Source organism: Pyrinomonadaceae bacterium (assembly GCA_036277115.1).
Lineage (GTDB): Bacteria > Acidobacteriota > Blastocatellia > Pyrinomonadales > Pyrinomonadaceae > UBA11740.
This window is the reverse complement of sequence record DASUNM010000023.1, coordinates 840,993-867,449: the sequence shown is the minus strand read 5'-3', so window position 1 is coordinate 867,449 and position 26,457 is coordinate 840,993. Positions and strand designations below refer to the sequence as shown.

22 protein-coding genes are annotated in these 26,457 nt (G+C 56.3%); 18 read left to right on the top strand and 4 right to left on the bottom strand.

What is annotated here, in order from left to right; genetic code table 11:
- Positions 1 to 40 precede the first annotated feature (40 nt).
- Positions 41 to 1,360: a DUF58 domain-containing protein gene (locus tag VFX97_10550; protein HEX5703627.1), complete on the top strand. Its 1,320-nt coding sequence runs from the start codon at positions 41 to 43 to the stop codon at positions 1,358 to 1,360.
- 10 nt (positions 1,361 to 1,370) lie between these two features.
- Here VFX97_10550 and VFX97_10545 read toward each other — a convergent pair whose 3' ends face one another.
- A complete protein-coding gene (locus tag VFX97_10545) occupies positions 1,371 to 2,348 on the bottom strand; it encodes a stage II sporulation protein M (protein HEX5703626.1) in 978 nt (325 codons plus the stop codon).
- A 57-nt stretch (positions 2,349 to 2,405) separates the two neighbouring features.
- On the opposite strand from VFX97_10545, the gene ftcD reads away from it, so the two are divergent.
- The 13 genes from ftcD (at position 2,406) to VFX97_10480 (ending at position 18,138) form a co-directional block, all read left to right on the top strand.
- Complete coding sequence (ftcD, locus tag VFX97_10540) at positions 2,406 to 3,335, top strand: glutamate formimidoyltransferase (protein ID HEX5703625.1); 930 nt, start codon at positions 2,406 to 2,408, stop codon at positions 3,333 to 3,335.
- 225 nt (positions 3,336 to 3,560) lie between these two features.
- Positions 3,561 to 4,178: a polymer-forming cytoskeletal protein gene (locus VFX97_10535; protein HEX5703624.1), complete on the top strand. Its 618-nt coding sequence runs from the start codon at positions 3,561 to 3,563 to the stop codon at positions 4,176 to 4,178.
- A 135-nt stretch (positions 4,179 to 4,313) separates the two neighbouring features.
- A complete protein-coding gene (locus VFX97_10530) occupies positions 4,314 to 6,533 on the top strand; it encodes a peptidylprolyl isomerase (GenBank protein ID HEX5703623.1) in 2,220 nt (739 codons plus the stop codon).
- A 154-nt stretch (positions 6,534 to 6,687) separates the two neighbouring features.
- On the top strand, positions 6,688 to 8,367 hold the full coding sequence (locus VFX97_10525) for a M1 family aminopeptidase (GenBank protein ID HEX5703622.1): 1,680 nt from the start codon (positions 6,688 to 6,690) through the stop codon (positions 8,365 to 8,367).
- Between the two features lie 112 nt (positions 8,368 to 8,479).
- Positions 8,480 to 9,013, top strand: a complete 534-nt coding sequence (locus VFX97_10520) for a DUF4112 domain-containing protein (protein ID HEX5703621.1) — start codon at positions 8,480 to 8,482, stop codon at positions 9,011 to 9,013.
- A 149-nt stretch (positions 9,014 to 9,162) separates the two neighbouring features.
- A complete protein-coding gene (locus VFX97_10515) occupies positions 9,163 to 10,002 on the top strand; it encodes a hypothetical protein (GenBank protein HEX5703620.1) in 840 nt (279 codons plus the stop codon).
- Between the two features lie 165 nt (positions 10,003 to 10,167).
- A complete protein-coding gene (locus VFX97_10510) occupies positions 10,168 to 10,629 on the top strand; it encodes a YtxH domain-containing protein (GenBank protein HEX5703619.1) in 462 nt (153 codons plus the stop codon).
- Positions 10,630 to 10,631: 2 nt separating this feature from the next.
- Positions 10,632 to 11,192 carry a hypothetical protein gene (locus VFX97_10505; protein HEX5703618.1) on the top strand — a complete coding sequence of 187 codons (561 nt, stop codon included), beginning with the start codon at positions 10,632 to 10,634 and terminating at the stop codon, positions 11,190 to 11,192.
- A gap of 251 nt (positions 11,193 to 11,443) precedes the next feature.
- Positions 11,444 to 14,383, top strand: a complete 2,940-nt coding sequence (ileS, locus tag VFX97_10500) for an isoleucine--tRNA ligase (protein ID HEX5703617.1) — start codon at positions 11,444 to 11,446, stop codon at positions 14,381 to 14,383.
- Entirely contained in the window at positions 14,380 to 14,907 is a 528-nt protein-coding gene (gene lspA / locus VFX97_10495) for a signal peptidase II (protein ID HEX5703616.1), read from the top strand. Before ileS ends, lspA begins: the two co-directional genes overlap by 4 nt.
- Positions 14,908 to 14,945: 38 nt before the next feature.
- A complete protein-coding gene (gene lgt, locus VFX97_10490) occupies positions 14,946 to 15,779 on the top strand; it encodes a prolipoprotein diacylglyceryl transferase (protein HEX5703615.1) in 834 nt (277 codons plus the stop codon).
- A gap of 270 nt (positions 15,780 to 16,049) precedes the next feature.
- Complete coding sequence (locus tag VFX97_10485; protein ID HEX5703614.1) at positions 16,050 to 16,784, top strand: PEP-CTERM sorting domain-containing protein; 735 nt, start codon at positions 16,050 to 16,052, stop codon at positions 16,782 to 16,784.
- Between the two features lie 1,111 nt (positions 16,785 to 17,895).
- Positions 17,896 to 18,138, top strand: a complete 243-nt coding sequence (locus VFX97_10480; protein ID HEX5703613.1) for a hypothetical protein — start codon at positions 17,896 to 17,898, stop codon at positions 18,136 to 18,138.
- Between the two features lie 1,543 nt (positions 18,139 to 19,681).
- Here the strand turns inward: VFX97_10480 and VFX97_10475 are convergent.
- Positions 19,682 to 19,999: a hypothetical protein gene (locus VFX97_10475; GenBank protein HEX5703612.1), complete on the bottom strand. Its 318-nt coding sequence runs from the start codon at positions 19,997 to 19,999 to the stop codon at positions 19,682 to 19,684.
- Entirely contained in the window at positions 19,996 to 20,835 is an 840-nt protein-coding gene (locus VFX97_10470; GenBank protein HEX5703611.1) for a hypothetical protein, read from the bottom strand. The genes VFX97_10475 and VFX97_10470 overlap by 4 nt, the downstream gene beginning before the upstream one ends.
- A gap of 376 nt (positions 20,836 to 21,211) precedes the next feature.
- Here VFX97_10470 and VFX97_10465 point away from each other — a divergent pair, with 376 nt between their 5' ends.
- Both VFX97_10465 and VFX97_10460 read left to right on the top strand, forming a co-directional pair.
- The gene (locus tag VFX97_10465; protein ID HEX5703610.1) at positions 21,212 to 22,171 is read left to right on the top strand and encodes a hypothetical protein; all 960 of its coding nucleotides are present in this window, start codon (positions 21,212 to 21,214) and stop codon (positions 22,169 to 22,171) included.
- Positions 22,172 to 22,367: 196 nt separating this feature from the next.
- Positions 22,368 to 23,084, top strand: coding sequence for a hypothetical protein (locus VFX97_10460; protein ID HEX5703609.1), 717 nt, complete (start codon positions 22,368 to 22,370; stop codon positions 23,082 to 23,084).
- A gap of 55 nt (positions 23,085 to 23,139) precedes the next feature.
- On the opposite strand, the gene VFX97_10455 is transcribed toward VFX97_10460, so the two are convergent.
- A complete protein-coding gene (locus VFX97_10455) occupies positions 23,140 to 23,610 on the bottom strand; it encodes a hypothetical protein (protein HEX5703608.1) in 471 nt (156 codons plus the stop codon).
- A gap of 191 nt (positions 23,611 to 23,801) precedes the next feature.
- Here VFX97_10455 and acs point away from each other — a divergent pair, with 191 nt between their 5' ends.
- Together acs and VFX97_10445 are read left to right on the top strand one after the other, a co-directional pair.
- Positions 23,802 to 25,760, top strand: a complete 1,959-nt coding sequence (gene acs / locus VFX97_10450) for an acetate--CoA ligase (GenBank protein ID HEX5703607.1) — start codon at positions 23,802 to 23,804, stop codon at positions 25,758 to 25,760.
- Between the two features lie 298 nt (positions 25,761 to 26,058).
- Entirely contained in the window at positions 26,059 to 26,442 is a 384-nt protein-coding gene (locus VFX97_10445) for a hypothetical protein (GenBank protein HEX5703606.1), read from the top strand.
- Positions 26,443 to 26,457 lie beyond the last annotated feature (15 nt).

Sequence of the window (26,457 nt, the reverse complement as noted above, 5' to 3'; positions counted from 1 at the left end):
CCATGCGACCGATACCCGTCAGCTGACACCCGACATCTTTATGCGTTTTGTATTCAGCAAACTCTTCTACGCCTTATTGGCCGTTGGGCTGATCCCGATCTCCCTGTCGTGGGGGCGGCCGATTCTGGGCTGGCTCGCGCTCGCTTATGACCTAATCATCATCGCCGCGGCGCTGTTCGATGCGTGGAATAGCAAACTTCCAGAAAGCGTGCGCATCGCCCGTCACTTTGGGGGGCGGTTTGCTGTCGGCGCCGAAACGGACGTGCGCATCGAGGTTGCGAATCACACTTCGCGCGACCTCGACCTTGTTCTCAAGGACGAATATCCGCCGCAGATGATACTCACGGGCACGCGCGAGGCGCGGCTTGAGGTTGAGGCCCAAACCAGTGCGTCGTTCATCTACAGCCTGAAGCCGCCAAAACGCGGTCAATTTTCATTTGGCCGAATTGCCGTTCGTTATCTTTCGCGTTGGCGATTGTCCTGGTGTCAGACGATGGTTGGCGATCCGATCACCGTTAAGGTTTACCCGAACATGCGCCGAGCGCGCGAAGCTGAATTGAAAGCGCTCGGCACTCGTTCATTTGTCGCCGCGCGCCGCAAATCGCAGTGGCGCGGCGAAGGGCGCGACTTTGAGTCGCTGCGCGATTACGTCCGCGGCGACGAGATGCGGCATATTTCGTGGACCGCTACGGCGCGACGCGGCAAGTTGGTCACGCGGCAGTATCAGATGGAGCGAGACCAGACAATCTTAATCGCGCTGGACGCCGGCCGTTTGATGACCGGTCGGATGGAAAATGAATCAAAGCTGGATCTTGCGGTGCACGCGACGCTGGCGCTGATGTCGGCGGCGGCGCGCGCCGGAGACAATGCGGGTCTGCTGGTGTTCGGCCGTCGCATCAAAACGTTTCTGCCGCCCAAGCGTGGGGCTGAACATCTCGATGCGGCGCTTGAAGCTCTGCACGCGGTCGAACCTGAGATGATTGAGCCGAGCTACTCGCGCGCCTTTGAGTTCGTTTCCGCTAACAGCCGCCGGCGCTCGCTAGTCGTCGTGCTGACAGATTTGGTTGACGAAGAGGGGTCGGCGGAATTGCTGACGTCGCTAAAACTGCTGCGGCCACGGCATCTGCCCCTGGTGGTTACAATCGCGGATCGAGACTTGAGAGCCGTCGTGCGCGAGACTCCCGAAACTGAAAACGATTTGTTCACGCAGTCAGTTGCTGAAGAGATCATGTATCAGCGCGAAGCGGCTTTGCGTCTGGTTGAATCGCAGGGCGGGTTGGCGTTGGATGTGACGGCCGCGGCACTCGTGCCGAAGCTCTTGGAAACTTATCTGCGAGTGAAAGAGAGAGGACTGCTGTGAGCATCCCCTGCTACTGACTCATCTCTTCCCCATCATTCTCGCGTCCAGCAAGAAACAAATACGAGTAGAGAGCGATGCCCGTCACCCCGGCGACGGTGAACTTAATCAGGGGATTGATCGGCGCGGGCGAGATGAAGCCTTCGATGATGCCGGCAATCACCAACAATGGAATACAGCCGACAATCAGACGCACTGCTTCCAGCCCTCTCGATTTCAAAGCGTCTGCGCGAGTGAGATCGCGCGGCATCACCAGCGCCGTGCCGATGAGCAAGCCTGCGCCTCCGGCGATGAAGATACACGTCAGTTCAATGACCCCGTGTCCCACGACGAAGGTGACCAGGTCGTTGCCGTAACCCGCCTGATAAGTGAGCGCCAGGATCGAACCGAACAGCGCGCCGTTCAACGCCATGATGTACAACGTACCCAACCCCAACATCGCTCCGAGCGCGAACGCGTAAAAAGTTACGCGAATATTGTTGGTCAGGATTCCGGCCGACTCGACCTGGTTTTCGAGATTGATTCGTTCCCACCAGCGTCTTTTCTGGTCTGTGTTGCGGGCCTTCCATGAGGCCGTAATCCCTGCAAATTCCGAGAAATTCGGGTCATAACGGGTACCAAAGAAAGCCACCGCGCTGAATAAAAGAAAGACGCCAAAAGCCGTCGCCGTGTACCGCCAGGTGCGGCGAAAAGTTCGGGGGAAATCGCGTGCGAAAAATGTGCCCAGACGGCGACCGCCCTGGGCATTGGCCCGATAAATGCGGCCGTGGGCGCGAATCACCAGGCTGTTCAGATAGTTGATGAGACGCGGGTCGCGCGATTCAGCGCGGGCGATCGCCAGGTCTGAAGCGGTGCGGCGATAGATGCGGCCAAGCTCGCGCACCTCTTCGCGATGCAGCCGACGCATCGTCATCCGATCGAGCAGCTCCAACAGCTGTTCTAAACGCTGCCAGGCGTTCTTGCGTTGGTTGATGAATCGATCAAGCGGCATTGTGCTTAGTACTTTGTACTTGGTACTTTGTGCTTTGAGCGAGGACGTTTCGTGCGAGTGGATCCAAAGACCAAAGTTCAAAGTACCAAGTACCGTCTGGTTGAGTGTGTACCAAACTTCAGTGAAGGCCGCAAGCCCGAGGTCGTGGAACTGATCGCGCAAGCGATCAGAGCGGTGGACAGAGCCACTGTTCTCAATCGTCACATCGATTCGGATCACAATCGATCCGTGATCACGTTTGTCGCTCCACCTGAAGCGATCGTCGAAGCGGCGGTCCGCGCGGTCGCGAAAGCCACTGAGCTGATCGATCTGCGACAGCATGGGGGTGAGCATCCGCGCATTGGCGCGACGGACGTGCTCCCCTTCGTTCCGGTGAGCGGCGTCACGATTGAAGACTGCATCGCGCTCGCCCGTGAAGCAGGAGAAAGAATCTGGCGCGAGCTTTCAATTCCGGTTTATTACTACGAACGGGCGGCGCTGCGCTCAGACCGGGAGCGTTTGGAACATGTGCGCGGCAAAGGCTTCGAAGCGCTTCGCGAAGAGATCGCGACGAATCCGGATCGCAAACCCGACGTGGGCGAGTTGCGACTGCACAAAACGGCGGGAGCAATCGCCATCGGCGCGCGACCTTTCCTGATCGCCTTCAACGTTACTCTGCAAACCGATGACATTCTGATCGCGCGCCGGATTGCGCGGGTCGTGCGCGAACGTGACGGTGGCCTGCCGTTTGTGAAGGCCCTCGGGTTTGATTTGCAGTCGCGCCACATTGTGCAGGTGTCGATGAACCTCATCAATTACGAACAGACTTCGATCGCGCGCGCGTTCGACGCTGTGCGTGCGGAAGCCACGCGCCTGGAGATAAAAGTTCAGGGGGCGGAGATCGTCGGGCTCATTCCCAGGGCTGCCCTGGACCGCGACGCGGCCTACTTCCCGTTGCTGGAAAACTTTCACGAAGACCTCATTCTCGAGAATTTGCTGCCGCAGTAAGGTCTAACCATGCGCTTATGCTGGGCTTGGCCCACGAGGAAATTAAACTGCTGGACAGCCTTGCCTCCTTTGTTTATTATTCCTGCCCGCTCGAGGGAGCGCCCCACACACAGCGGCTGACCGGCGGTCGGTCAGTCTCCAGGTTCGCAGCGGAGTTAAGTGTTCGTCGCCCCGAAGGCGGTCGGGACTAGTTTCCGCTGAATACTTAATCGGAGGATTAGTCATATGCTGAGGATGGGAAAGAACCCTAACGAAGAAAAGAGCCCGACCCCAACGCAACCCGGCGCGGACAATTACAGTCAGCGCGCATACGCACCGTATCAGCCTGAACAGAAAGCCCCCGAGGTCCCCGCGGCCCAAAGGGCTCTGAGCGAGAGCGAAACCATCGCTCGCGAGATTAAGGACGGCACCTTGAGCGGTTTTGTCGGCAGTGGCACAGCCATCACCGGCGAGGCTACGTTCAAATCGCTGTTGCGCATCGATGGCAAGTTTTCGGGACGCGTCGCGTCACCGAGCGGCACGTTGATAGTCGGCGCCGGTGGCGTTGTCGATGCGAACATCGAAGTATCCATCGCCACGATCCAGGGCACCGTTAATGGCGACATCATTGCCACGCAACGCATCGAACTCGGCCGCGCGGGAAAATTGAACGGCAACATTCAGACTCCGTCGCTGATGATTGAGCAGGGCGCTGTGTTTGAAGGAAGCTGCAAGATGATTCAGCAGAAGGCTGCATCCGAAAAGCCGGCCCGCGTCGAGCGCAAAGAGAACGTGATCGACACGCCCAAGCCCGAGGTCAAGGCTGAAGCGCCCAAAGTGGCGAGCATTGCCGCCGCGAGCTAAGACTACTCTAAATCAAAACTGAACCTTGAAGGACGGGCAGATTGTCCGTCCTTTTTGTTTGCGCGTCGTTGCGGACTCACCACAATCAGTTGTCGCAAGGTACAATTTGGGCACACCCCCGGACACCAAATCATGATGAGCCATCTAATCCTGAGACTGTCTTTTCTGACAGTCACCGTTCTGTTTCTTGCTCCGCCTCTTTTTGCGCAGCGCACGCGCGCACCCCGCGAGGTAACGGCGGGGATTGATCCAATAATTCTGCTGCAAATCATCCGCGCAGAAGATACCCGTCGCTGGGACGGCGACCTCGAGAAACTGATCGCGCACGACGATCCGAAAATCAGAAAGCGCGCGCTATTGGCGGTCGGCCGCATTGGCAACGAAGGCGCCGTGCCGCTGCTTGCCGAAAGAGTATTGACCGATCGCGACGTTGATGTGCGCCAAATGGCAGCATTTGCGCTCGGCGAGATTGAATCGGGTGGCGGGGCGTACGCGCTGACCCAAGTCCTAAAAACTGACGGTGTGCAAACAGCTCCGGCGGAGGTGCGAGCGCGCGCCGTGGAAGCTCTCGGGAAGATTATTGCCGCGGTGACCAGTCCGGGCGCGGCGAAGCCGGACGACGATTGGTTGGACATCGCGAAGGCGCCAATCGTGAATACGTTAAGGTTTGAACTCGGTCGTGGTGCGCAAGCCAATCGATTGACGATATTGTTGGCGCTGACTGCCGTGCTGCGCGCCAAGCCTGACGGGGCGGGGAAACTACTGGCGCAATGTCTTGATCATCAAGATTCGCGAATTGTGGCCGACGCACTAAATACGCTCGCGCGGCTGCGTTTGAAGGACGGGAATGACAAGGCGCGCGAGTTGCTAAAGCACAACGATCCAATCGTGCGGGCGAACGCTGCGCGCCTGCTCGGCGCCATCGAAGACAAGCAGGCCTTCGACGCGCTGCTTGATCGCGCCCTGCATGATTCGGATTCGCGCGTCGGGATCAGCGCACTTCGCTCTTTGGCGAGCTTGAAAGATGCGCGCGCGGTGCAGCCTCTGCTCGAACGAGGTGAGTATCTCCTGAAACTCGAAAAGGTGAGCGGGCAGTTTGCGATTGAACCGCGGAATGAACTGCTGGAAATCGTGACGGTTCTCGGGCGTCTGCTGCCAAATAGCAATAACCAAACGGCGATTGATTTTCTAAAGCGATTGCGCCAGCTCACCGATAGCAATGCAGTTGAGGTTGAAGTCGCATTCGCGCGTGTCGCGCCCCAACAGTACGTGACCGAGCTGAACTCCGCGCGAAAGAACACAGCAAGCCTTGCCAGCGGCCTATCTGAGATCGCCACGATTGAGACGGGGATGGCGATTGTTGATATCGGCAATAAAGAGGCGGCCCGAGACTATATTTATCGCGCGCTTAGCTGTCCCCCCGCTCAACCGCGGCGACGCATCGCACCGTTACGAGTGCCCCCAGGGACGCTGCTGGGCGGTCAAAGATGCACTCCGGTGCAAAACATTTCCATTTCTGGATTTCTGCGCGCGTACGCGGCGTTCAAACCTGAGGACCTTCAGAAGACGATTTCAAGTCGGTTGCTTCATCAGGACGTAATCGTCCGTGCGACGGCAGCCGAGCTGCTCGGAGAACAACCGCCGGGCGAAGCGAACACTCGCGCGTTGATTGATGCGTTGCCGGTTGCGATGCGTGACGCGGACAACGATGCGGCGCTGGCGATTCTCGGGGCGCTCGCGAAACAGAAGAACAAAGAGGCGAATGACGCAATTAAGACGGCGTTGGATGCGAAAGATCATCTGCTGAGACGCCGGGCTGCGTCGCTGTTGAAGGCGAACGCGGTTGGTGATTTTTCGGATCGCATCGGGACGGTGCAAACAAAGAACACCGAAGCGGACTACCGGCGAGCGATTGCGCGCATCGGAAAGAAACCGACGGCCACTGTTGTGACCAGCAAAGGCTCGTTCACGATCGAGTTTTTGCCGGAAGACGCTCCGCTCAACGTGGATAATTTTCTTCAGCTTGCGAAGCGCGGTTACTTCAACGGACAGACGGTTCCGCGTGTCGTCGCGAATTTTGTCGTGCAGGCGGGCGACCCGCGCGGCGATCAAAACGGCGGCCCTGGCTACTCGATTCGCTGTGAAGTTAACGAAGTACCTTACGAACGCGCCTCGGTCGGGATGGCTTTGTCCGGTAAGGATACGGGCGGTTCGCAGTGGTTCGTCACGCACTCGCCGCAGCCCCATCTCGACGGTGGCTACACGGTGTTTGGCCGAGTCATCCGCGGAATGGAAGTTGTCGATCGGATCGCGCGCGGCGATCGAATCGTACGGGTAGTTGTTAATGAAAGATAGATTCAACCACAGAGGACGCAGACAGCCGCTAAGAGCTCAGTGGAAAGAGCAAAGGGCTAACAACGACGGATCGCCAAAACACGATCGGCGCTTCGCCCTTCACACTTTGCCCTTTGCCGTTCTTCTTCTCTGTGCCCTCTGTGGTGGAGATGTGGTGGCACAAACCGAAGCTTCGAACGAGCGCCACCGTTACGACATTCAACTGACGCTCGATTTCGACAAACGCACCTACACTGGAACGGAACGTGTACGCTTCGTCAATCGAGGGACACGCGCAACCTCGACCCTGTACTTTCACCTGTATTCGAATCTGCGGGTGCCCGGCTACTTGCCGCCGAAAAAAACAGCGAGTGGTGACGCAATTTCCGACGAACCTCGGCTCGAAGTCCTGGAAGTACGCACCGCGAACACAAACGCGCCCATCCCCTTCACCCTCGAGGATCAGGACACAACTTTGCGGATCAGCCTCCGCGAGTTGATCGCGCCTCAAGCAGCCACCGAGGTCGTGATTACTTTCAAAGGCTCGGTGCCGGAGATCGACCCGGAAGAGACTGGTCTGGTGGCGCATGTCATGCAACAGGTCAGCGCCGCGATCGGGAGCGCGCGCGAGATGCGACGCGCACGCGCGATCAATTTTCGTTGTCGGGGCGTGCTGTTACTCGGCAGTTGGTATCCGGTCCTCGCGGCTCGCGCCGGCGACGACTGGCTGCGTCGGATGGAACCGAGCATCGGCGACTCAGTGGTCACCGACGTCGCTGATTATCAAGTGACCATCGATGGTCCCCACGGCGTTTCGGTCTTCACCCCGGTCGAGGCGTCCAACGTTACCAGCAAGGAGGGACGAACAGTCGCGACGTTTTCCGCCGAGAGCCTGCGCGACTTTGTCGTCGTCGCGGGCAGCAACATGCGCGCGGAGCGGCGCGTCATCAGCGGCATCACGATTCGTTCGATCTATCGCAACGAGCATGAAACGGCCGCGCGGCGGGCTTTAACCATCGCGGCCGACGCGGCCAATGTTTATGTCCGGCGCATCGGCCCGCTGCCGCTGCGGACGATTAGCCTGGTTGACGCGCCGCTGGTAGCCACGCTCAGCAACGCGGAGTTCTCTGGCTTCGCCGCAATCGCCAGCGCTTTTTACCTGGATTTTGATTCGCCGGCCGTCAGCAGCATGCCGGATATCATTCGAGAACAGCGGGCCTCAGTTGAAGAGAGTCTGGAATGGACAGTCGCGCATGTCGTTGCTCATCAATGGTGGGGAACATCCGTCGGCAACGATCCAAGCCGCGAGCCGGTGCTCGATGAAGCGCTGGCCAACTGGTCGGCTCTGCTTTACTACCGCGAAGTGCACGGCGAAAAGAAAGCTGAAGTCGCTCTGGAGGAACAACTGCGCGGCGTTTACAAGCTCTATCGCACTTTCGGCGGCGAAGACATGGAGGCGAATCGCGCGGCGCGCGAGTACCGGAACTCGTTTCAGTACGCAGCCATTGTCATCGGGAAAGGCGCGCTGATGTTTGAAGCACTGCGGAAAATGATTGGCGACGAGAAGTTTTTTGCCGCGTTGGCCAAGTATTACGCCGCAAACCGATTTGAAGTCGCGCAGATGGACGATTTACGCGGCGCCGTCGTGGGAGAGGCTTCGGTCGAACAAAGACGAACCGTGAGCCGTACTTTTGATCGTTGGTTGGCGAGTAAGAATGGCGATGAAGACATTGCGCCTCCGGATCCAAAACTCGCCGCCGAGCTGGGATTGCCGGTGAAAGACCCGAAAACGGGTGGCAACGTATTCTCTCGCGTCGGCAGGTTTTTTTGGCAACAGATGACACGGATTAGGTAAGACCGTACTTTGGGCTTTGTACTTTGTTCTTAGTTCTCCCTTGCAAGTTCCCCTGGATTTAAGGCCTCCTGAATCTCACGTCAAAGCACAAAGTACGAAGCACAAAGTACAAATGACTACTCAAGCGCAATTGGAACCGGTGTCTTCGCATCGTCAGGTTCTTCGTCCGACAACGATTCAAGTCGAACGTGAGCTGGAAGTCTTCAGCCAGTTCATGGACAACCAGTTTCGTGTGCCCGTACTGGGTTGGCGCTTTGGCTTGAATGCGATCCTCGATCTGGTCCCGGGCATTGGTGATGTGGCGACTTCGATCATCGCGCTTTATCTTTTGGTTTCCGCGGTCCGTTATCGAGTGCCTAAGGTCACGCTACTGCGGATGGCGCTTAACATTGCGATCTATTTCATTGGCGGTCTTGTGCCCCTGGCCGGCGACCTCTTCGCCATTTGGTGGAAGCCGAACATGCGCAATCTGAATTTGCTGCGCGCCCGCGCGACGGTTTCGGGTACGGATTTGCGGCAGGGTCGCGTCACCGACTGGCTATTTGTGGGCGGGGTCGTGGCTTTTCTTCTGACGTTGTTATTCGGCTCAATCATTCTCGTCGCGACGGTCATCGTGTTCATCAGTTCGCGCTTACAATTCATGTAACCGCCCGTCGCGCTGGACCGGACCCTCCGGCCAGGCCAGTTCCATCCGAGATCCAAACGGGGTAGACTTCCGCGTACGTGACGCTGTTTATTGGTCTGGCTGGCGTTAGCCGAGATGAAAATTCCTATCCCTGCGGCTGGAGGGCAGCGATGGTTCTTCAAACAAAAACAGCCTTGGTCGTTCTCTCTCTTTTCCTTCTCCCCTTGACAATTCAGGGCCAAGACTTTGATGAACGGCGTTTCGAGAGGTTTCGGGCCGCTACCACGGTTCGCATTGCCGTCACTCAAAAACTTCCCGAAGGAGCAAACATGAATCTGCCATTGGTAGCGCTAGCCGAAGAATTTCTTTCTGCTGCTGGGCTCAAGGTCGTCAATAGAGAAGGGCCTAGCGACTTGACCTTCACGATTACGGTCGTGGGAACCGCTATCGGGACTAGGTATTACAAAGCGCCGCTACTACCCGACAGCCCGTACAGCCTCACGCGAGGTACAACCGGCACAGTCTTTTACCTCTCAGCCGAGATCGATGGAAAGATCTTATTGGTGCCGACGGGCGAATCGCAGTGGTCAACAATAGCAACCTATAGCACCGCTTTTTCCGGAAGCACAGATGCGCCGCCCATGCGAACCAGCGGAGGTCCCACGAATCCAGCAGACGCCCCCTTTCTCGATGCATTCTGGTACGAATGTTCGAACGCTTTCCCGACTCAACTCCTTATGATGATTGGCAAGGTTTATGGAAGGAAACATGTCGATGCTGCTCTCCATCACTCCAACGAGCGGATCCGGGATTGCGCCAAGTGGGCGCTGTTCAAGCTGTACAACGAGGAAATGATCGTTCCCGGTATGGAAGAAAAGGAGGTCGTTCGGATCCTCGGAAAACCCCAAGCCATAGTTACGACAGCCGACCGTAAGAAGACAATCCTTCAATATAAGGGCCATGTTGTGGAGATCGAACAGGGGAAGGTAACGGCTGTCAAAATTCGCTGACACTCTCTCCGCTGATCTACTCAAGTTGTGGCTCAGCGATGAAGAAACGACGTTTCCTTGCGCACCTTCCGCGGTGTTTGTTATAGTCGCGAGCAGCCATCATCCAAAAAACTTGAATTTACTGGCGGATTCACAGGGATTCGCCTCTCTAGAAAGGATATTGTTATGGGTAACGATCGTGACTATGGGGACGGAATTTCGACCCGATTAACGTATTTCCTGGTGGGGGCGGGCATCGGAGCCGTGCTGGCGCTGTTGTTTGCACCGAAGTCAGGTGAAGAGCTGCGCAGCGACATCGCTGACGCCACACGTAAAGGCATCGACAAATCGAAAGAGGCCGCGCAACAACTGGGCACCAAGGCGACTGAGATGTACGACTCTGCGCGCGAAACCGCCGGTGAGTACTACGAAGCGACACGCGAACGCGCTACTGACTTGTATGACACGGCATCGGCAAAGGCCGGCGAAGTCGTAGCCAAAACGAAGGAGACCGTGTCGTCGCAGGCTGGTTCACTGGCGGCCGCCGTTGAAGCCGGAAAGAAAGCGTACGTCGAAGAGAAGCGCAAGACGGAACTCTCCGGCCGCACGGAAGCCGCGCCGACCTACACGCCTGAGAAGTCGATGTAAGTATGAACGCGAACGATCCTCTCTTTTGGTTGGTAATCATTACCGGGATCATCGCCGTGTCTTTCCTTGTGATTGCCGCGGCGATGATTGCGATCGCCGTTTCGGTGAAGCGGGCGGTCAACACGGTCAAGCGCGTCGAAGAGAAGCTTGATCCGTTGATTGTGCGCGCGAACGCGTTGACCGAACAGGGTCAGAAGATCGCGGTGCAAGGGCGTCAGATTGCCGAGCAGGTTAACGTTATGTCCGGCCATCTCTCGACGGCGACGATGCACCTGTCAGAATCGGCGGCGCTGATTAAAGAAGAGGTGCGCGGCTTAACGCTGCTCGTGGACGACACTGCCGAAATGGCGAAAGAGAAGGTCGAATTGGTTAGTCGCGCGATTGATACGACTCACGATCGCGTGGCGACAACGACTGAGTTCCTGCAACGGAAGGTAATTGAGCCGGCACGCGAACTCGCGGCGATCCTGGCAGGTTTGCGGCGGGGCCTTGAGGTCCTGGTCGCGCCGTCGCCCAGTCCAATTGACCGCAGCTATGGAGACGATGAGATGTTTATCGGCTAACCCGGCAGAGAACATCGAAAGGCTTTGAAGCCCGAACCATCGTCTCGACAACGTGGTTCGGGCTTTTTGTTTCACTGCGCAGCGAGGTCAGTACCATCCGCGTCAGCGATGGGTTAAAGCGCTCCTTGAGTTACTGACCCACCCACTGACGCGGGTGGTACTGACTTCATTCGGAAAGCGAGACGCTGCGCTCCGGTCTACCGATGCTTCTTAAATCTGTTACTATTTCGCTTTTGATTAACTAGTCAAACATGGCCACTGACGAAGCCACACTCGACCTAAAAAAGACTGTCAATCTGCCGAAAACCAGTTTTGGGCAGAAGGCCAATCTGCCGCAGACCGAACCCGCTCGTTTGAAGAAATGGGCGGACATGAAGCTGTACGAGCAAATCCGCGAAGCTCGTTCGGGCTCCGAAAAGTTCATCCTGCACGACGGGCCGCCTTACGCGAACGCGGACATCCATCTCGGCACGGCGATGAACAAGATTCTGAAAGATTTCATCGTCAAATCGCGCACGATGCTGGGTTACGACGCGCCGTACGTGCCGGGATATGACTGTCACGGCCTCCCGATTGAATTGCACGTTGAGCGGAAGCTTGGCGAGAAGAAGAAGGACATGCCGCCGCTGAGCATCCGGCGCGCGTGTCGTGAGTTTGCGGCGAATGCGCTGAAGCGTCAGACGAAAGATTTTCAGCGGCTCGGGATTCTGGGCGAGTGGGAAAACCCCTACAGCACGATGTCCGATCATTATGAAGCCGAGACGGCGCGGCTGTTCGCGCGCTTCGTTGAGCGCGGCTTCGTCTACAAAGGTGCGCGACCCGTCTACTGGTGTATTCACGATCAGACGGCGCTCGCCGAAGCTGAAGTCGAATACGATCAGCACAGCAGTCCATCGGTTTATGTGAAGTTCCCGCTGAAAAGCGATCCCGCGCAGATCGATCCGGCGCTCGCCGGCCGCAAAGTGTTTGCGCTGATCTGGACGACCACGCCCTGGACTTTGCCTGCCAACCTCGGTATCGCCGTGCATCCGGATTTTGATTACGTCGCGGTTGAAAGTGGCAATGAAGTTTATCTGGTGGCGGCTGAATTACTGGACGTGGTTGCGAAACGGTGCAACCTCGCGGAGCCGAAAGTGCTGGCCCGCTTTCCCGGATCAAAACTAGATCGGCTGGAAGCGAAGCACCCCTGGATCGATCGCCCATCGCTTTTCATGGTTGGTGAGCACGTGACGATGGGTGGCGAAGCTGACGCGGAAACCGAGCTCGACGTCAGCGAAGCGCGCGATAAGTCGGCGACAACGAAAGCCGGAACCGGACTCGTGCATACTGCGCCCGGACACGGTCACGACGACTTTGTAATCGGGAAAAAGTACGGGCTTGAAATTTACTGTCCCGTCGATAATGCCGGCCGTTTTGCTTCCGAGGTCGAACACTTCGCCGGCCTGACAGTGTTCGAAGCGAATCCAAAGATCGTTGATTTCATGCGCGAACAGGGCGTGCTTCTGTTCAGCGAAAATTACGATCATCGTTATCCGCACTGCTGGCGCTGCAAGCACCCGGTCATCTTTCGCGCCACGCCGCAGTGGTTTATTTCAATGGACGAAGGCGGGGGTTCTCCCTCGCCGCAGGCGGAGAGGGGCGCCGATCATTTACCGGCGCCAAACGAAAACTCACTCCGCGTGATGGCTTTGCGCGATGTGGATGAACGAGTGAGATGGATTCCGGCGTGGGGCCGCGAGCGCATGCGCAACATGCTCAAAGGCCGGCCGGACTGGTGCGTTTCGCGGCAGCGTGTTTGGGGTGTGCCGATTCCCGCGTTCTACTGCGCCAAGTGCCAGCACGTCGTCGCCGAAGCAGGTGTCATCCGGCACGTCGCCGACATCTTCGAAAAAGAGACCGCCGATGCCTGGTACAAACGCGAAGCTGCCGAATTACTTCCGGAAGCCTTCAAATGTGAGGAGTGCGGCGCGACTGAGTTCACGAAAGAGACGGACATCCTCGATGTCTGGTTCGACAGCGGCTCATCTTCCGTCGCGGTTTTGGAAGGTCGTGAAAATCTCCGGTGGCCGGCCAATGTTTACATCGAGGGCGGCGACCAGTTTCGCGGCTGGTTCAACTCGTCCCTGATGGTGGGACTCGCCGTTCACGATCGCGCTCCTTATGACGAAGTGATCTGTCATGGCTGGACACTCGATGCGCAGGGCAAAGCGATGCACAAGTCGCTGGGCAATGCAGTCTCGCCGGACGAAGTCATTCCAAAACTTGGCGCAGAGACGCTGCGACTGTGGTGCGTGTCGTCCAATTACATGGAAGACATGCGCTGCTCAGATGAAATACTGCAGCGCGTCACCGACGGTTATCGCAAGCTGCGCAACACGGCGCGCTTTGCGCTCGGCAATCTCGCCGGTTTTGAGCCGGCACGCGACAGTGTCGCTGAGCGCGCAATGCTCGAAATCGATCGCTGGGCCCTGGCTGAGCTGGATTCAGCAATCGTCGATGTGCGCGATGCCTACCGCGACTACGATTTCCACGGGGTCTATCAAAGGCTGCATCAGTTCTCGACCGTGACTTTGTCGGCGCGCTATTTCGACATCATCAAGGATCGTCTGTACACGTTCGGCCCGCGCAATGCGGCCAGGCGATCTGCGCAGACGGCGCTTTATAGAATCGCGGATGCGCTAGCGCGGATGCTGGCGACAATCCTGGTTTTCACGGCTGATGAGATTTGGGAGAACTTGCCCGCGGATGAGCATGAGCCGCGCGCGGAGTCCGTGCATCTCGCGCTGCTGCCCGCCGCGAGCGAAGCAGACAACGCAGAATTGTTGACCTCGTGGGCGCACTTGTTCGGCTATCGCGATGCGGTGCTCGGCAAATTGGAAGATGCGCGCATCGCCAAACTGATCGGCAGCTCGCTCGAAGCGCGCGTGGAAATCTCGGCTGGCGCAAATGCGTATGACAACCTGAAGCGGCACGCAGACGATCTGCGCTATCTCTTCATCGTTTCTGAAGTCCAGTTGTTAGAGGCAAATGTAGAGATGGACGCGGACGCGATCGACGTCACCGTCGCGCGTGCGCATGGCGAAAAGTGCGAGCGGTGCTGGAACTACTCGACGCGGGTGGGCGAGGCTTCAAAGTATCCGACCGTGTGCGAGCGGTGCGTGACGGCGCTGCAGGAGATTGAACTGAATTGAAATCCCGCATTCCATGGCGTATCGGTTACCTGGTCGCGTCGCTCGGCATTTATCTACTCGACCAGTCGAGCAAAGCCTGGGCTGTGCGGCGCCTGCGTGTCCAGGATGTCACCGTTATCAGCGGCTTTCTCGATTTCACTTACGCTGAGAATCCGGGCATAGCATTCGGCCAGTTGCAGGAAGGCGGCGCGTTTGGGCGCTGGTTCTTTGCGGTGTTGGCCGCGGCGGCCGCGGTGGCTGTCTTGTTTTACTTCTTTCGCACGCCGCGCAATGACGATCGGGTTCTGGGCGCCTGCGCGCTGTTGTTGGCCGGCATTCTTGGAAATCTAACTGACCGCGTGCGGCTCGGTTACGTAATCGACTTCATTCTGGTGCATGCTGGTCAATACCATTGGCCCACGTTCAATGTCGCCGATGCGAGCATTACTTGTGGAGCACTGCTTTTGGCCTACGACATGATCTTCGCACATCGCAAAGAGCAAAGGTCCCGCTTAGCAAAAGAGGGTGCGGCTTCAGAGTCATGAGAACTGCTCACAGCTTACTGCTTACTGTTCACTAGCCCATGCATCCAATTCTTTTCCGGATCGGTAACTTTCCCGTCAACGCGTATGGCGTGTTTCTCGCGCTGGCATTTCTTTCCGCGATCTTTGTGACCGTTAAGCTGGCGGTGCGCGATGGATTGCCGAAAGATAAGATCTACGATCTTTGTTTGTGGCTGCTGCTGTCTTCTCTCGTTGGGTCAAAACTCCTGATGCTCCTGACTGAGCCTGAGTACCGGCAAAATCCGCTGCTGCTTTTCTCGCTCGATTTCCTGCGCTCAGGCGGAGTTTTCTATGGCGGCCTGTTGGGGGCGATCATCGCCGGCTACTTGCTGATGCGTCGTGGAAAGCTGCCGTGGTGGAAGACCGCCGACGCGTGCGCGCCGGGCATCGCGCTGGGAAGTGTGCTGGGGCGGCTCGGGTGTTTTTTCGCCGGCTGTTGCTGGGGCAAACCGACGACTTTGCCGTGGGGCGTTAGCTTCCCCCCAGAAGGGCATGAAATCACTGGCGTCCCCATCGGGGTGCATCTTCATCCGACGCAGCTCTACGAATCGCTTGTGATGCTGGTCGTTTTCGGTTTTCTCTTGTGGCTGCACAAGCGGAAAAAGTTTAGCGGCCAGGTGATTCTCGCTTACGCGATCCTTTATGCAACGGTGCGATTCCTGATTGAGTTTGTCCGCGACGATCCGCGTGGCGACATTCTCGGGCTGACGACGCTGACGGGACTTTCAACTTCACAAATCATTGGGCTCGTGGTGGGAATTGGCGCGTTAATTCTGTTTGTAACGCGCTGGCGACGAGCGAGCGAATCACGGGCTCTGAACGAAGCGGGAGAGCCAACCCGTGCCCGAGCCTGACACTTCCACGGCGCGACAAATATCGGGTCTCAAGACTTGGCCCGCGACCGACCCTCTCACCCTGACTATTTCAAAATGACTTCTGGAACTTAAGGTTCATTGTCCGTTTTGATTCTTCGTTCAGTCTATCCACAGTTCTCTTCGTAACGTTCAGTTGCCCCGGAACGCGCCGAAGCAGAGTTTTAGCCGGCACCCAGCCGCGTCGCCGTGGGATGCGACTCGCTTGTGTGCCGGACATTCAGCCGGTGCCAATTCTTTCGGAGGACAATTATGAGGACTTTAACAACGGCGGCCAAAGCTTTTGGCTTGGTCGTCGCTCTTTTCACGATTCTGACGGTGGGAGCAGGATCGGCCCGCGCCGATGAGGTATTCATCGCCGGCTTCACTAACGGCTGTTTCGGGGCCGGTTGCACACCCGGCGCGTCCGCTTCGATTCCCGGCGGGACCTATAGCAATGCTACGTTTTCCGGGACGACCGTCAATGGCTTTCGCGGGCTCGGCGGCAACCCGAATCCCGGCGCCAACGTAAACAACCTGGGTTCACTCACTCTAAGCACTGCGCCGAATACTTTTAACACCCTCTTCACGATGCAAGTGACCTTTACTGCCCCTCAGGGGATAAACGGCAGCAGCACGACGAACTTTATCGCGACGATCACGGGCGCAGTCAGAGCTGCCGACGACGGCGGTATTTTTGTGGATTTCAATAACACGCCGCAGCTCTTTACGTTTGCCGACACGAACTGCGGGGCGACGACCGTTCCCGGTCAACAGACGACCTGCGGAAATGGCAGTTTTTCGTTCTCGGTCAATGACCTGGCGCTTGATCCGGGCCAGACCGCTTCGTTGACTGGGCAAATTACGGCCGCGCAACAGTCAGCCGTGCCGGAGCCTGCCACGCTTTTCCTGCTCGGGACTGGAGTGTTGGGAACGGCTGGGGCAGTCCGCCGGCGGAAACGTTTGGCGCGTGCGCTGAAAGAAGAGGGTAAGTCCCTCGAAGTCTGATAGATTTCCCTAACTCAGTCCGAACTAGTTCGGAGCGACAATCTGAACGGTCGTAAAACTGGGGCGGCACTAATCAGCGGCGGAGCGAGAGCTTCGCCGCTTTTGTTTTGTTACTTCACGGCGTCATTTTTCCGTTTTCGGCGATGGTTAAGGCCGACTGCCGCGCCCACGACCCCACCAAGTACTGCACCCCAGAAACCGCACCATGTTGCGGTAATTGTGTAGATATATCTGACATACGGGAGGACAGGAGCAGTACCAGACCGGGCCGTTAAGATCCAATTGATGGAAACCCAGACGACCGCGACAGCAACTCCTAAAGCAGTTCCGATAACAATACCAAGTGTGATCCGACGAACCATTGGCGGCCACCGCGATTATACGCCGCGAAATGTAAAGAAATCGTTGGGTCTGGAAATTCTAGATTTCAATGAGGACACTACCGGTTGAATTGGTAGTGTCCTAATTTGAAATCTGTACTACGGTTTTGTGGCACGCCAGTTGTCCGACTAGCCATTGTAACCCACCCTGATCGGTGATATAAGCCGCTCGTTCCTCAAACCCTTCCGCCTCAAGGAGAAAATCAAGTGAGAGTACAATCAGCAAGTGAACTAGCAGAAAGGGTCGCTCACGATCCCGAACTTCAAGAGCAGATAAAAGCAGACCCCGTGAATGCGATTGCAAACCTCGTAACTCCTCTTCAATCGGACGCGTGGATTTACCGAGTAGTAGTCATTTCGCTGGGTCTGGTTGTAGTAATAGCCATTATCGGCACCATATACCTAGCGAATACTGCCTCGGGGGTTCCCGACGCTCTAATATCGCTGGGCTCTGCTGCGGTAGGCGCATTGGCAGGGCTATTGGCTCCGTCGCCCCGCCAATAAATTGCCACTTAGGAAAAGATCGTTACTTGACGCTGGGGTTATGATCATCGGCGTTCAGTTTGAACAAACCAGTCTCGGATAGATAGGCCTCTATCGTTTGAGACATCTAGGGCGACGTTACTCTGAAGCGAACGGCGTCGCCCTTTTACTTTGTGAAGCCCTTTGGATTGGTGATATAAGGCTCTCGCTCTAACCCTAAATCCCAAAATCCTCGGAAGGAAGCCCTCATGACAATCCAAGAACGGCAGAACAAAATTCAGTCGTGGTTTACCTCAAAGGGAGTCAGCCTCGACTGCCCAGCGTGCCGTAAGAACCACTGGAAACTAGGCAGCCTCATCGCCGCCCCAGTGCTTGATGCAGCAGGAAACATGGTCATTGGCGGCGAAAACATGCCGATGGTTCCTATGGTCTGTTCTAATTGCGCTCACGTCCGGCTGTTTGCGGCAATTCCGGCTGGACTGATGCCTTAGGCCGAGCCGTTTTCTATCGAGTCGCAAATGAGGTGGCCTTTGATGACGACGGTGTGAAGCTCTACGCATAGTTCGGAAGGCTTTGCAATCTCAATTAGGCCTTTGTTGGACGTGTGTTCTTCCATGCCGGAAGCCTAACCCCGTTGATAGATTTAGTTTATTTACTCGTCTGTGGGCTTGCGTTGCATGCTTGACCAAAGGTCAATTAACTTCTGTCGTGGAGAGTAGCGATCCTCGTTATGGTTAACATCCTCAAAGTAGTCTAAGTATCCGCGCCTAACTAGCATCGTGAGTGTTTGGCGAACGATGTACCGACTCGGCACGTGCAGTACCGTCCCGTAAAGGTAAGAAGCGGCTGAATCATCAATGTTTAGAAAGACCCGCTTCTGATTCGCCATAATCGCGCTTATCACAGCATGGGCTGTCGGGCTGAGCCGGGTTATCGTCCTCTTTAGCTGAGCTTCCTCGCGTCTGGCATGGGCCTCCGCCTGATTCTCCCTTTCCTTTCGCCTTTGCCTCGTCTTGCGCCATTGTTGCGCATGTTTGTCACAAGCTTCCTTGTCGGCCCTGCCAGCCCAAAATATCTGGCTGCAAGTCGGGTGGACGCACTCACGGATTGAGTCAACCACCCGCCATGAGTCGATCTCGTCTAAAGCTTTGGCCAGTTCGCTAACTACGGTCACCTTGTACTCAGTGAGATTGATCGTGATTTCACTGAGGCTCTGTATTGCAATCGTGTCCGCGCCCTTGTTCTGGCGTCTAGCGTGGAAAGCGCGCAGGATTTGCCTTAACGCGTGGGCTTCGTCGGCTGAACCCGCATTCACGCGTTTAATGAGTCTTTTTAGACGTGGCGGACACGGCTTGGGTGGCATGTCACGTTTTCACGGCTCTAGAGGGCCGCTTTCGGTGCTATAAACGGGACAACGGCTGGATAATAGAAGTATGTGCCTGTAATTCCAAGGTACGTCGGCGTATAGCACCAGCCGCGAATAGAATTGGGGTTGCTCGCGTTTGCGAGTTCAACGGAACAGCCGATTTTCCAGAGGTGCTACTGGGGGTCGGCTGTTTCGGTTATCCGGCGGAATTGGCAGACGTGGCCGATTTAAGATGCCGCAAGCGTGAGGGCAAGTGGAATGAGAAGAAGAGCCAGCACCGTTAAGAGCCGACTTGGCGGGGCGTAAAACAGAAAAACCTCAGAAGGGGTTCAGACCGTAAATCAAAAGCCCCTTCTGAGGTCTAGGCCAAACAGATTGTCAAAGTAAGGAAGGCGTCCCCGTGGTTGGCTCCACGTAAGGCCTTTACACCCTGATAGGGCGCGGTGCTGATACCACCGTGAGGTTCGATTCCTACGTCTTCCGAACCCCCCAGCCCGGACGGAGAATATCACGCTTTGATCGCTTGGTTCAAAGTCTCGCGAATCCAGGTTGATAAGTCTTTCCCGGCGGCGTTTGCTGCGCGTTGATAGGTCTCTTTTTCCGATTCCTGAACGCGGGATTGTAGAACTACGCTCTTAGCATCCTTGCCCAAGCTAGGGCGTCCGACTTTAGGCTTTTGTTTTCTTGGCATTCTTGATCTCCGAAATCACAGCCGCTTGAACTGCTGTCTGTGGTGAATCAACGGGCGGCAGTTCTAACACCGCAACGTATCGCCGCCCTCTATCTTCATCGGTTGAGTACCCCCAGCCATAACACCGTTTCGCTTTCGGATGGCCGCGTATGTCGAACACTTCGACTTCACCTTGCCAAACGGTTTTGCCTTCAAACTCTTCTGTTACTGCAACGGTCTCAACGTGCTTAGCTTGAGCGCCATGCACGTTGAGGATCGCCGCTTGTAACTCTGCGATGTAATCTTCGTGATTCACGATGCCGCCTCGAATAGATCCCCGTAGCTCCAAAAGTCGTTAGTCACTCCGGCCATCATCGCGGGTGTCATTTTCAACGTGCGATGCGTTTTGACGAAATTGTGAGCGGCGAAATTCAACGCAACCGCAGCTTCGAAATTCTCAAACTTCTTAGAGAACGCATGAGTCAGACGCGCCAACCGTTTCATGTGCAAACGAGTTGAGGCATTCAGCCGTTCAACGTAGGACGTGCTGATTAGTGCCCACTCAGGATTGCCAGCCATCGCGGTTTTCTTAGATGAAGCGATGCGCGGTTGGCTGTAACGACGCTCGGGGTTGTACTCTTTTCTACCGTCCTCCGACTGATAGGTTTTTACGATCTGACCGTAATCAACATCCATTCCGAACACTGTTTCGATGGCCTCTTCGTAAGCGTTCATCGCATCGGTTGAAATCTGAACGCGGTTGTTAAGACGCGATGCTAAGTCGGCAATAAACTCCGTGGTCTGGTAATGGTCACGCGCACTGGCGACACGATAGGCAGGGACTAGCTTGGTATCCGCATCAATCGCGCAGTATGTCCAAACATCGCCAAAGGTCGGATCGTCGCCAACTTGCCAGTGGCGCATTTTCTTACCGATGTAGCCCCACACCTCATCCAGCTCAAGGCGCTGGCAATCGAGGCCGCGCATCTTCGCGTCTAACAGACGCGCACAACCTTGACCGACCTTGACGCCTAAGCGCATGATCGTGTCCCGGTGAATCCCAGTCATTCGCTCAATAGACCGGATCGAATTACCTTCGGCTAGCGCCGCTGTCACTTGAATCTGTTTGTCTTTCGGTAACGTGTTTGCCATCGTGGGAATACTGTACTACCGATATTCCCATCTGTCTACATACCATTTAGTGTACTACGGAATTGTTTAATGAGGACTAACCTATGTGGTATCCAATCCTGTTCTTGGTGATCGGTGTCGTTATCGTCGGCTTCGGCCAGTTGGTAGGGTGGATAAGTAACCGTCCTAAGAACCGGGAAGATGTGCAAGGAATAAAGGCTGGGTGTGTCATTTCAAGTATCGGGGCAATAATCGTGATGATCTCGCTGGGAGTGCTTGCAATTCGCATTGGGCCACTATTCCGGTAAGGATTTCAAATTAGGACACTACCGGTTGAATTACCTTGCTGGCGTTAAGTATCGCGCAATTGCTAAGATGACCAGCTTTTTATCTACGTATGAAACTTCGCGTCCTTTACCACGGTCATTGTTTTGATGGCGTCGCTTCGGCGGCGACCTTCACCCGTTTTTATCAAGAGCGAATACATCCCAACGCTGAAGTTAGTTACGGTGGGTTGCTGCATCGCCCGAATAACCTGCTCTTTGATCGCGACATGTTTGACGGCGACGAAAATGCCATCGTCGATTTCAAATACTCGCCGTCTGAAAAGCTGACCTGGTGGTTCGATCATCATCAATCCGCCTTTCTCACTCCTGAAGATGAAGCGCACTTTCGCGCCGATGAATCCGGCAGAAAGTTTCTCGATGCGACCCGAAAGTCCTGCACGGAATTCATCGCGGATGTGGCGCAGACAAAGTTTGGCTTCAATCCTGAGCCTTTGAAAGAGCTGATTCATTGGGCGCACATCATCGACGGCGCGCTCTACGAATCGGCCGCGCAGTGTGTCGAGCTGAAAGAGTCCGCGCTGCAACTTATGCAGGTGATCGAAGGCACGCCGGAGGAATCTGTCATAGAACAAATCATCCGCGACCTCACGGTGAGACCGCTTAACGAGGTTGCCACCAGCCCGGAGATACAACAGCGGTTTCAGCCGATCCTGAAGCTGCACCGCGAAACCCTTGAAGCCATCAAGCGCAAAGCAGTTTGCGAGCACGACGTGGTGCACTTCGATCTGGTGGACGAGGGCTTCGAAGGCTTCAACAAGTTCATCCCCTACTATCTGTTTCCGGAAGCGACTTATACGGTGGCGCTCACCCGCGCGCCAAAGCGCACGAAAATCTCGGTCGGCTCGAACCCCTGGGCGCCCCGGCCGCGCCGTCACAACATCGCGACCATCTGCGAGCGTTACGGTGGCGGCGGACACGCAGTCGTCGGCGCGATTTCGTTTGCGCCCGATGAAGTGGAGCGCGGACGCGTGGTCATGCGCGAAATTGTGGAAGAACTCTCCTCTAGTTGAGATAGTTGGAACAGGTTCGGTTGACGCGGCGTCTAAGCAAACATTCTGAAGGTTGCCGATGCTGCGAGCATTTCTTCTTTGCCTCGTTCTCGCCATTCCAGGCTGCGCTCCAGCCTCGCAGCCACAACTTGCCTCTGTCCGCGAATCGGCGCCCTCAACGATCACTGAACCCCCGCTCACAAAAAACTCTGTCCCCGTGATTCATGTGTTCGTCGCTCTGTGCGACAACGTGAACCAGGGCATCGTGCCGGTCTCGGCGAGTCTGGGAAACGGAGATAATCCGGCCACGAATCTCTATTGGGGCGCGGCGTTCGGAGTTAGGACTTTCTTCAATAAGAACAGAGATTGGCAGGCGCTTACTCCGTCGAACGCGTCATCCAAGTTGCCCCTGGTCATACTCGATCGTGTCGTATTCCGGCATCGCCGGACCGGAGCGTTTCTGATCGCGGAAGCTTATCGCGGCAGTTACATCCAGCGAGCTACAGAGGATTTTCTCGACGCGGCGGCAGGCGTTCCGGGCGAGAAGCTAATTGTTTCAGTGGACGGTAAGGAAGTTGAAATTCACGTGGGTGGCAGCGCCGATCTGCTTGCCTACATAGGCCACAACGGTTTGATGGATTTCCAGCTCAGTGCCATTCCGAAGAAACGTGATAAGGAGAAACGGGAAGCCATCATCCTGGCTTGCGCGAGCAAGAGTTACTTCACTGAGCCTTTGCGCAGTACGGGAGCACAGCCCTTGTTGTGGACGACCAACCTGATGGCGCCGGAAGCTTACATTCTCTCAGCCGCCTTAGATGGTTGGTTGAATCACGAAGTTGACGAGCAGGTTCGAATGCGAGCAGCGAAAGCTTATTCGGCCTATCAACGCATTGGCCTTCGAGGTGCCAGCGGGTTGTTCGCGACAGGCTGGTGAAAGATTTAACAGGGGCAGTTTTTAACCTGCCCCTGATCTGTCACCGCTTGAATTCTTACGTTTGTGATCCTGCTGCCGCGGCGTTGACCCCAGGGGTAATCACCAGCCCTAATACCTCTTGATCGGTAAATTCATCGGGCGTGACTGCGGCCGGAAGGCCACGCGACTCTATTCGGATGCGGCATCTAATCTCGTCCGCATCGAAATCAGCGAAGACAAAAGGGGTTCCATCTTCATCCAGTTGAGTCCTGGTCATGAGGATCTGCCGGCTTCGCGGAATCGAAATCGGCCCAGCGCCCGGTGGCACCGGGATCACTTGCGGCGGGAAGTCACCGCCGGCCAGAACTGTTCCGGTGGTTGATCCGGGCGGGTCTATGCCGAGTGTCGAAATTCTTTCGACGAACTGCATTCCAAGACCGGCCAAGGCGCGTTCAAATGCACTGAATAGCGCGTTGTATGTCACGGTAACTCTGACGTTTGTTCCTTCGCGGGTCAGAGTCAGATTACGAGAATTTGTTCCAGGCATATATGTCTCCTTGTTGGGCAATTTTCCGCCTACACGGACCGGCGAGGGTTCGGACTCAGGGAGCACCGTTTCGGCGTTACATCAGTTATGCCCAAAGTTGGAGAAGTATTTCTTCGCACGAAAGATCAGAGCGAAACGTCAGGTTGCGTCCCTGCTTTCATTGTTAGGCTGTTGTAATATACGCAGCCACCATGTCAACACCTGCAACCAACATCGAATCGCTGCAGCACGAAGAGCGAGTCTTCCCCCCGCCAGCCGAATTCGCTGCCAACGCACATTTCAAATCAATGGAAGAGCTGGAAGCGCTGCGCGCCGAAGCAGCCGCCGATCCGGAAAAGTTCTGGGCGCGGATGGCTGAAAGTGAGCTCGATTGGTTCACGAAGTGGGACACGGTCTTGAAGTGGGAAGCCCCGCACGCGCAGTGGTTCATCGGCGGCAAGACAAACATCTCTCACAATTGTCTCGATCGTCACCTGTCCAGCTGGCGGCGTAACAAGGCTGCTTTGATTTGGGAAGGCGAACCCGGCGACGCGCGCACGCTGACTTATCAGCAGCTACACACAGAAGTCTGTCGCTTCGCGAATGTCCTAAGAAAGATTGGTGTTAAGAAAGGCGATCGCGTCGCGCTCTATATGCCGCTAATTCCTGAGCTGGCGATCTCGATGCTCGCGTGCGCGCGCATCGGCGCGACTCATTCAGTTGTGTTCGGCGGTTTTTCAAGCACGGCGCTTATCGATCGCATCAACGATGCCCAGTGCAATTTGGTCGTGACGGCCGATGGTGGCTGGCGACGGGGCAATGAAGTAAAGCTGAAACCCGCGGTTGATGAGGCTTTGAAACAGACGCCGTCGGTTAAGAACTGCATTGTCGTCAAACGAACCGGCAGCGAGATTCACATGGAATCCGGGCGCGATCATTGGTGGCACGAACTAGCGGAGGCAGTTGACGCGAATTGCCAGGCGGAAGAGCTCGACAGCGAGCATCCGCTGTTCATTCTTTACACGTCGGGCACGACGGGGAAGCCAAAAGGCATTCTGCACACGACCGGCGGCTATCTCTTGCAGGCGCACCTCACCACGAAATGGGTGTTCGACATCAAAGACGAAGATGTTTACTGGTGCACGGCGGACATCGGTTGGGTCACGGGTCACAGTTATGTCGTGTACGGTCCGCTGTCGAACGGCGCCACGGTGCTGATGTATGAAGGCGCCCCGAACTGGCCTAAGCCGGATCGCTTCTGGGACATCATTGAGCGGCATAAAGTGAACACTCTCTACACCGCGCCCACGGCGATCCGCGCGTTCATAAAGTGGGGCGAACAGTGGCCCTTGAAACACGATCTCTCTTCGCTGCGTTTGCTCGGCACCGTAGGTGAGCCGATCAATCCCGAAGCGTGGATTTGGTACCACCGCGTTATCGGGAAAGAGCGTTGCCCAATTGTTGATACGTGGTGGCAGACGGAAACGGGCGCGATCATGATCACGCCTCTGCCTGGCGCGACGCCGACGAAACCCGGATCGGGAACAAAGCCTTTTCCCGGTATCGACGTTGACGTAATGACGCGGGACGGCAAGCCTGTGGGAGCAAATGAAGGCGGATATCTTGTGATCAAAAAGCCGTGGCCTTCAATGTTGCGCACCATCTACGGCGATGACGAGCGTTACCAACAGCAGTACTGGTCACAAATTCCCGGCGTCTACTTTGCGGGCGACGGCGCGCGGAAAGATGAGGACGGCTACTTCTGGATCATGGGCCGCATCGACGACGTCATTAACGTTGCCGGTCACCGTTTGGGAACCGCTGAAATCGAAAGCGCGCTTGTCTCACACGTTGCCGTCGCGGAAGCTGCCGTTGTCGCCAAGCCCGACGATCTGAAAGGATCAGCGATTGTCGCGTTCGTGACCCTGGAAGGCGATCGCGTAGCTTCTGAGCCCTTGAAAGAAGAGTTGCGCCAGCACGTGGCCAAAGAAATTGGGGCGCTGGCGCGGCCTGACGATCTTCGATTCGCCGACGCGCTACCAAAGACGCGGTCCGGCAAGATCATGCGACGCCTGCTGCGCGAGATTGCTACCAGCGGAGCCGTCGCGGGCGATGTCACGACGCTTGAAGATTTTTCCGTCCTGGAAAAACTTCGCGGCGACGAAGAGTAGGAAAGCCCTCTCCCTCTGAAACCATTCTTGGGTAATCAACCCTGACCGCTTTGGAGAGAACGCCGAGAGGCGTTTGCAAATTCCAGCCCAGGGCAACTCGCTGGGTAGCCTCATTGATTGCTGGAGGAACTCTGGCAACCCTGGGCTGAAGGTTAGTGAACGCCTACGGCGTTCTGGATTACTCAAGTGCGTGATGGCCTTTGGGCGAAGCCGCAACACACACTTCCTCTCTGCAAATCCCGCTTTTCCTTGTATGATGCAGCCGTTGGATCCTGCTTCACCCAAAGAGGAGTCGTTGATGCCCGACACAGTCATGGCGGAACACCGCTCAGGCCCCAGATACGTTGCTGCATTTCCAATTCGCGCTGAATGGGACACGCCCGATGGCGCGCATGTGATCTCGGAAGGAGAGACTGAAAACGTCGGTCCCGAAGGCACACTGGTCCATTTCCAACGCGTCCTGCCGCCGGTGGGGAGCACAGTCAATCTCCTGGTGATGGACGACGACGGCGAGAAGCTGCGGGTGATCGCCGAAGTGCTGCGCATTGAGCGGAACCCGGGCCATCCGCAGGCCGCTTTGCAACTGGTCGGGGAAACCGACGAATGGCGCGGAGTCATCTGGCATGAAGCAATGATCAAGATGAACGAAGCTGACTACGAACTCGACGACGACGAGTTGTAGTGTGGAAATCGAGAC

Excerpts from the sequence above, each read along its gene's own strand:
- VFX97_10550 (HEX5703627.1), top strand. The coding sequence starts at position 41 with ATGCGTTTTGTATTCAGCAAACTCTTCTACGCCTTATTGGCCGTTGGG.
- VFX97_10545 (HEX5703626.1), bottom strand. The coding sequence starts at position 2,348 with ATGCCGCTTGATCGATTCATCAACCAACGCAAGAACGCCTGGCAGCGT.
- VFX97_10535 (HEX5703624.1), top strand. The coding sequence starts at position 3,561 with ATGCTGAGGATGGGAAAGAACCCTAACGAAGAAAAGAGCCCGACCCCA.
- VFX97_10530 (HEX5703623.1), top strand. The coding sequence starts at position 4,314 with ATGAGCCATCTAATCCTGAGACTGTCTTTTCTGACAGTCACCGTTCTG.
- VFX97_10520 (HEX5703621.1), top strand. The coding sequence starts at position 8,480 with ATGACTACTCAAGCGCAATTGGAACCGGTGTCTTCGCATCGTCAGGTT.
- VFX97_10515 (HEX5703620.1), top strand. The coding sequence starts at position 9,163 with ATGGTTCTTCAAACAAAAACAGCCTTGGTCGTTCTCTCTCTTTTCCTT.
- VFX97_10510 (HEX5703619.1), top strand. The coding sequence starts at position 10,168 with ATGGGTAACGATCGTGACTATGGGGACGGAATTTCGACCCGATTAACG.
- VFX97_10505 (HEX5703618.1), top strand. The coding sequence starts at position 10,632 with ATGAACGCGAACGATCCTCTCTTTTGGTTGGTAATCATTACCGGGATC.
- ileS (HEX5703617.1), top strand. The coding sequence starts at position 11,444 with ATGGCCACTGACGAAGCCACACTCGACCTAAAAAAGACTGTCAATCTG.
- lgt (HEX5703615.1), top strand. The coding sequence starts at position 14,946 with ATGCATCCAATTCTTTTCCGGATCGGTAACTTTCCCGTCAACGCGTAT.
- VFX97_10485 (HEX5703614.1), top strand. The coding sequence starts at position 16,050 with ATGAGGACTTTAACAACGGCGGCCAAAGCTTTTGGCTTGGTCGTCGCT.
- VFX97_10480 (HEX5703613.1), top strand. The coding sequence starts at position 17,896 with ATGACAATCCAAGAACGGCAGAACAAAATTCAGTCGTGGTTTACCTCA.
- VFX97_10470 (HEX5703611.1), bottom strand. The coding sequence starts at position 20,835 with ATGGCAAACACGTTACCGAAAGACAAACAGATTCAAGTGACAGCGGCG.
- VFX97_10465 (HEX5703610.1), top strand. The coding sequence starts at position 21,212 with ATGAAACTTCGCGTCCTTTACCACGGTCATTGTTTTGATGGCGTCGCT.
- VFX97_10455 (HEX5703608.1), bottom strand. The coding sequence starts at position 23,610 with ATGCCTGGAACAAATTCTCGTAATCTGACTCTGACCCGCGAAGGAACA.
- acs (HEX5703607.1), top strand. The coding sequence starts at position 23,802 with ATGTCAACACCTGCAACCAACATCGAATCGCTGCAGCACGAAGAGCGA.
- VFX97_10445 (HEX5703606.1), top strand. The coding sequence starts at position 26,059 with ATGCCCGACACAGTCATGGCGGAACACCGCTCAGGCCCCAGATACGTT.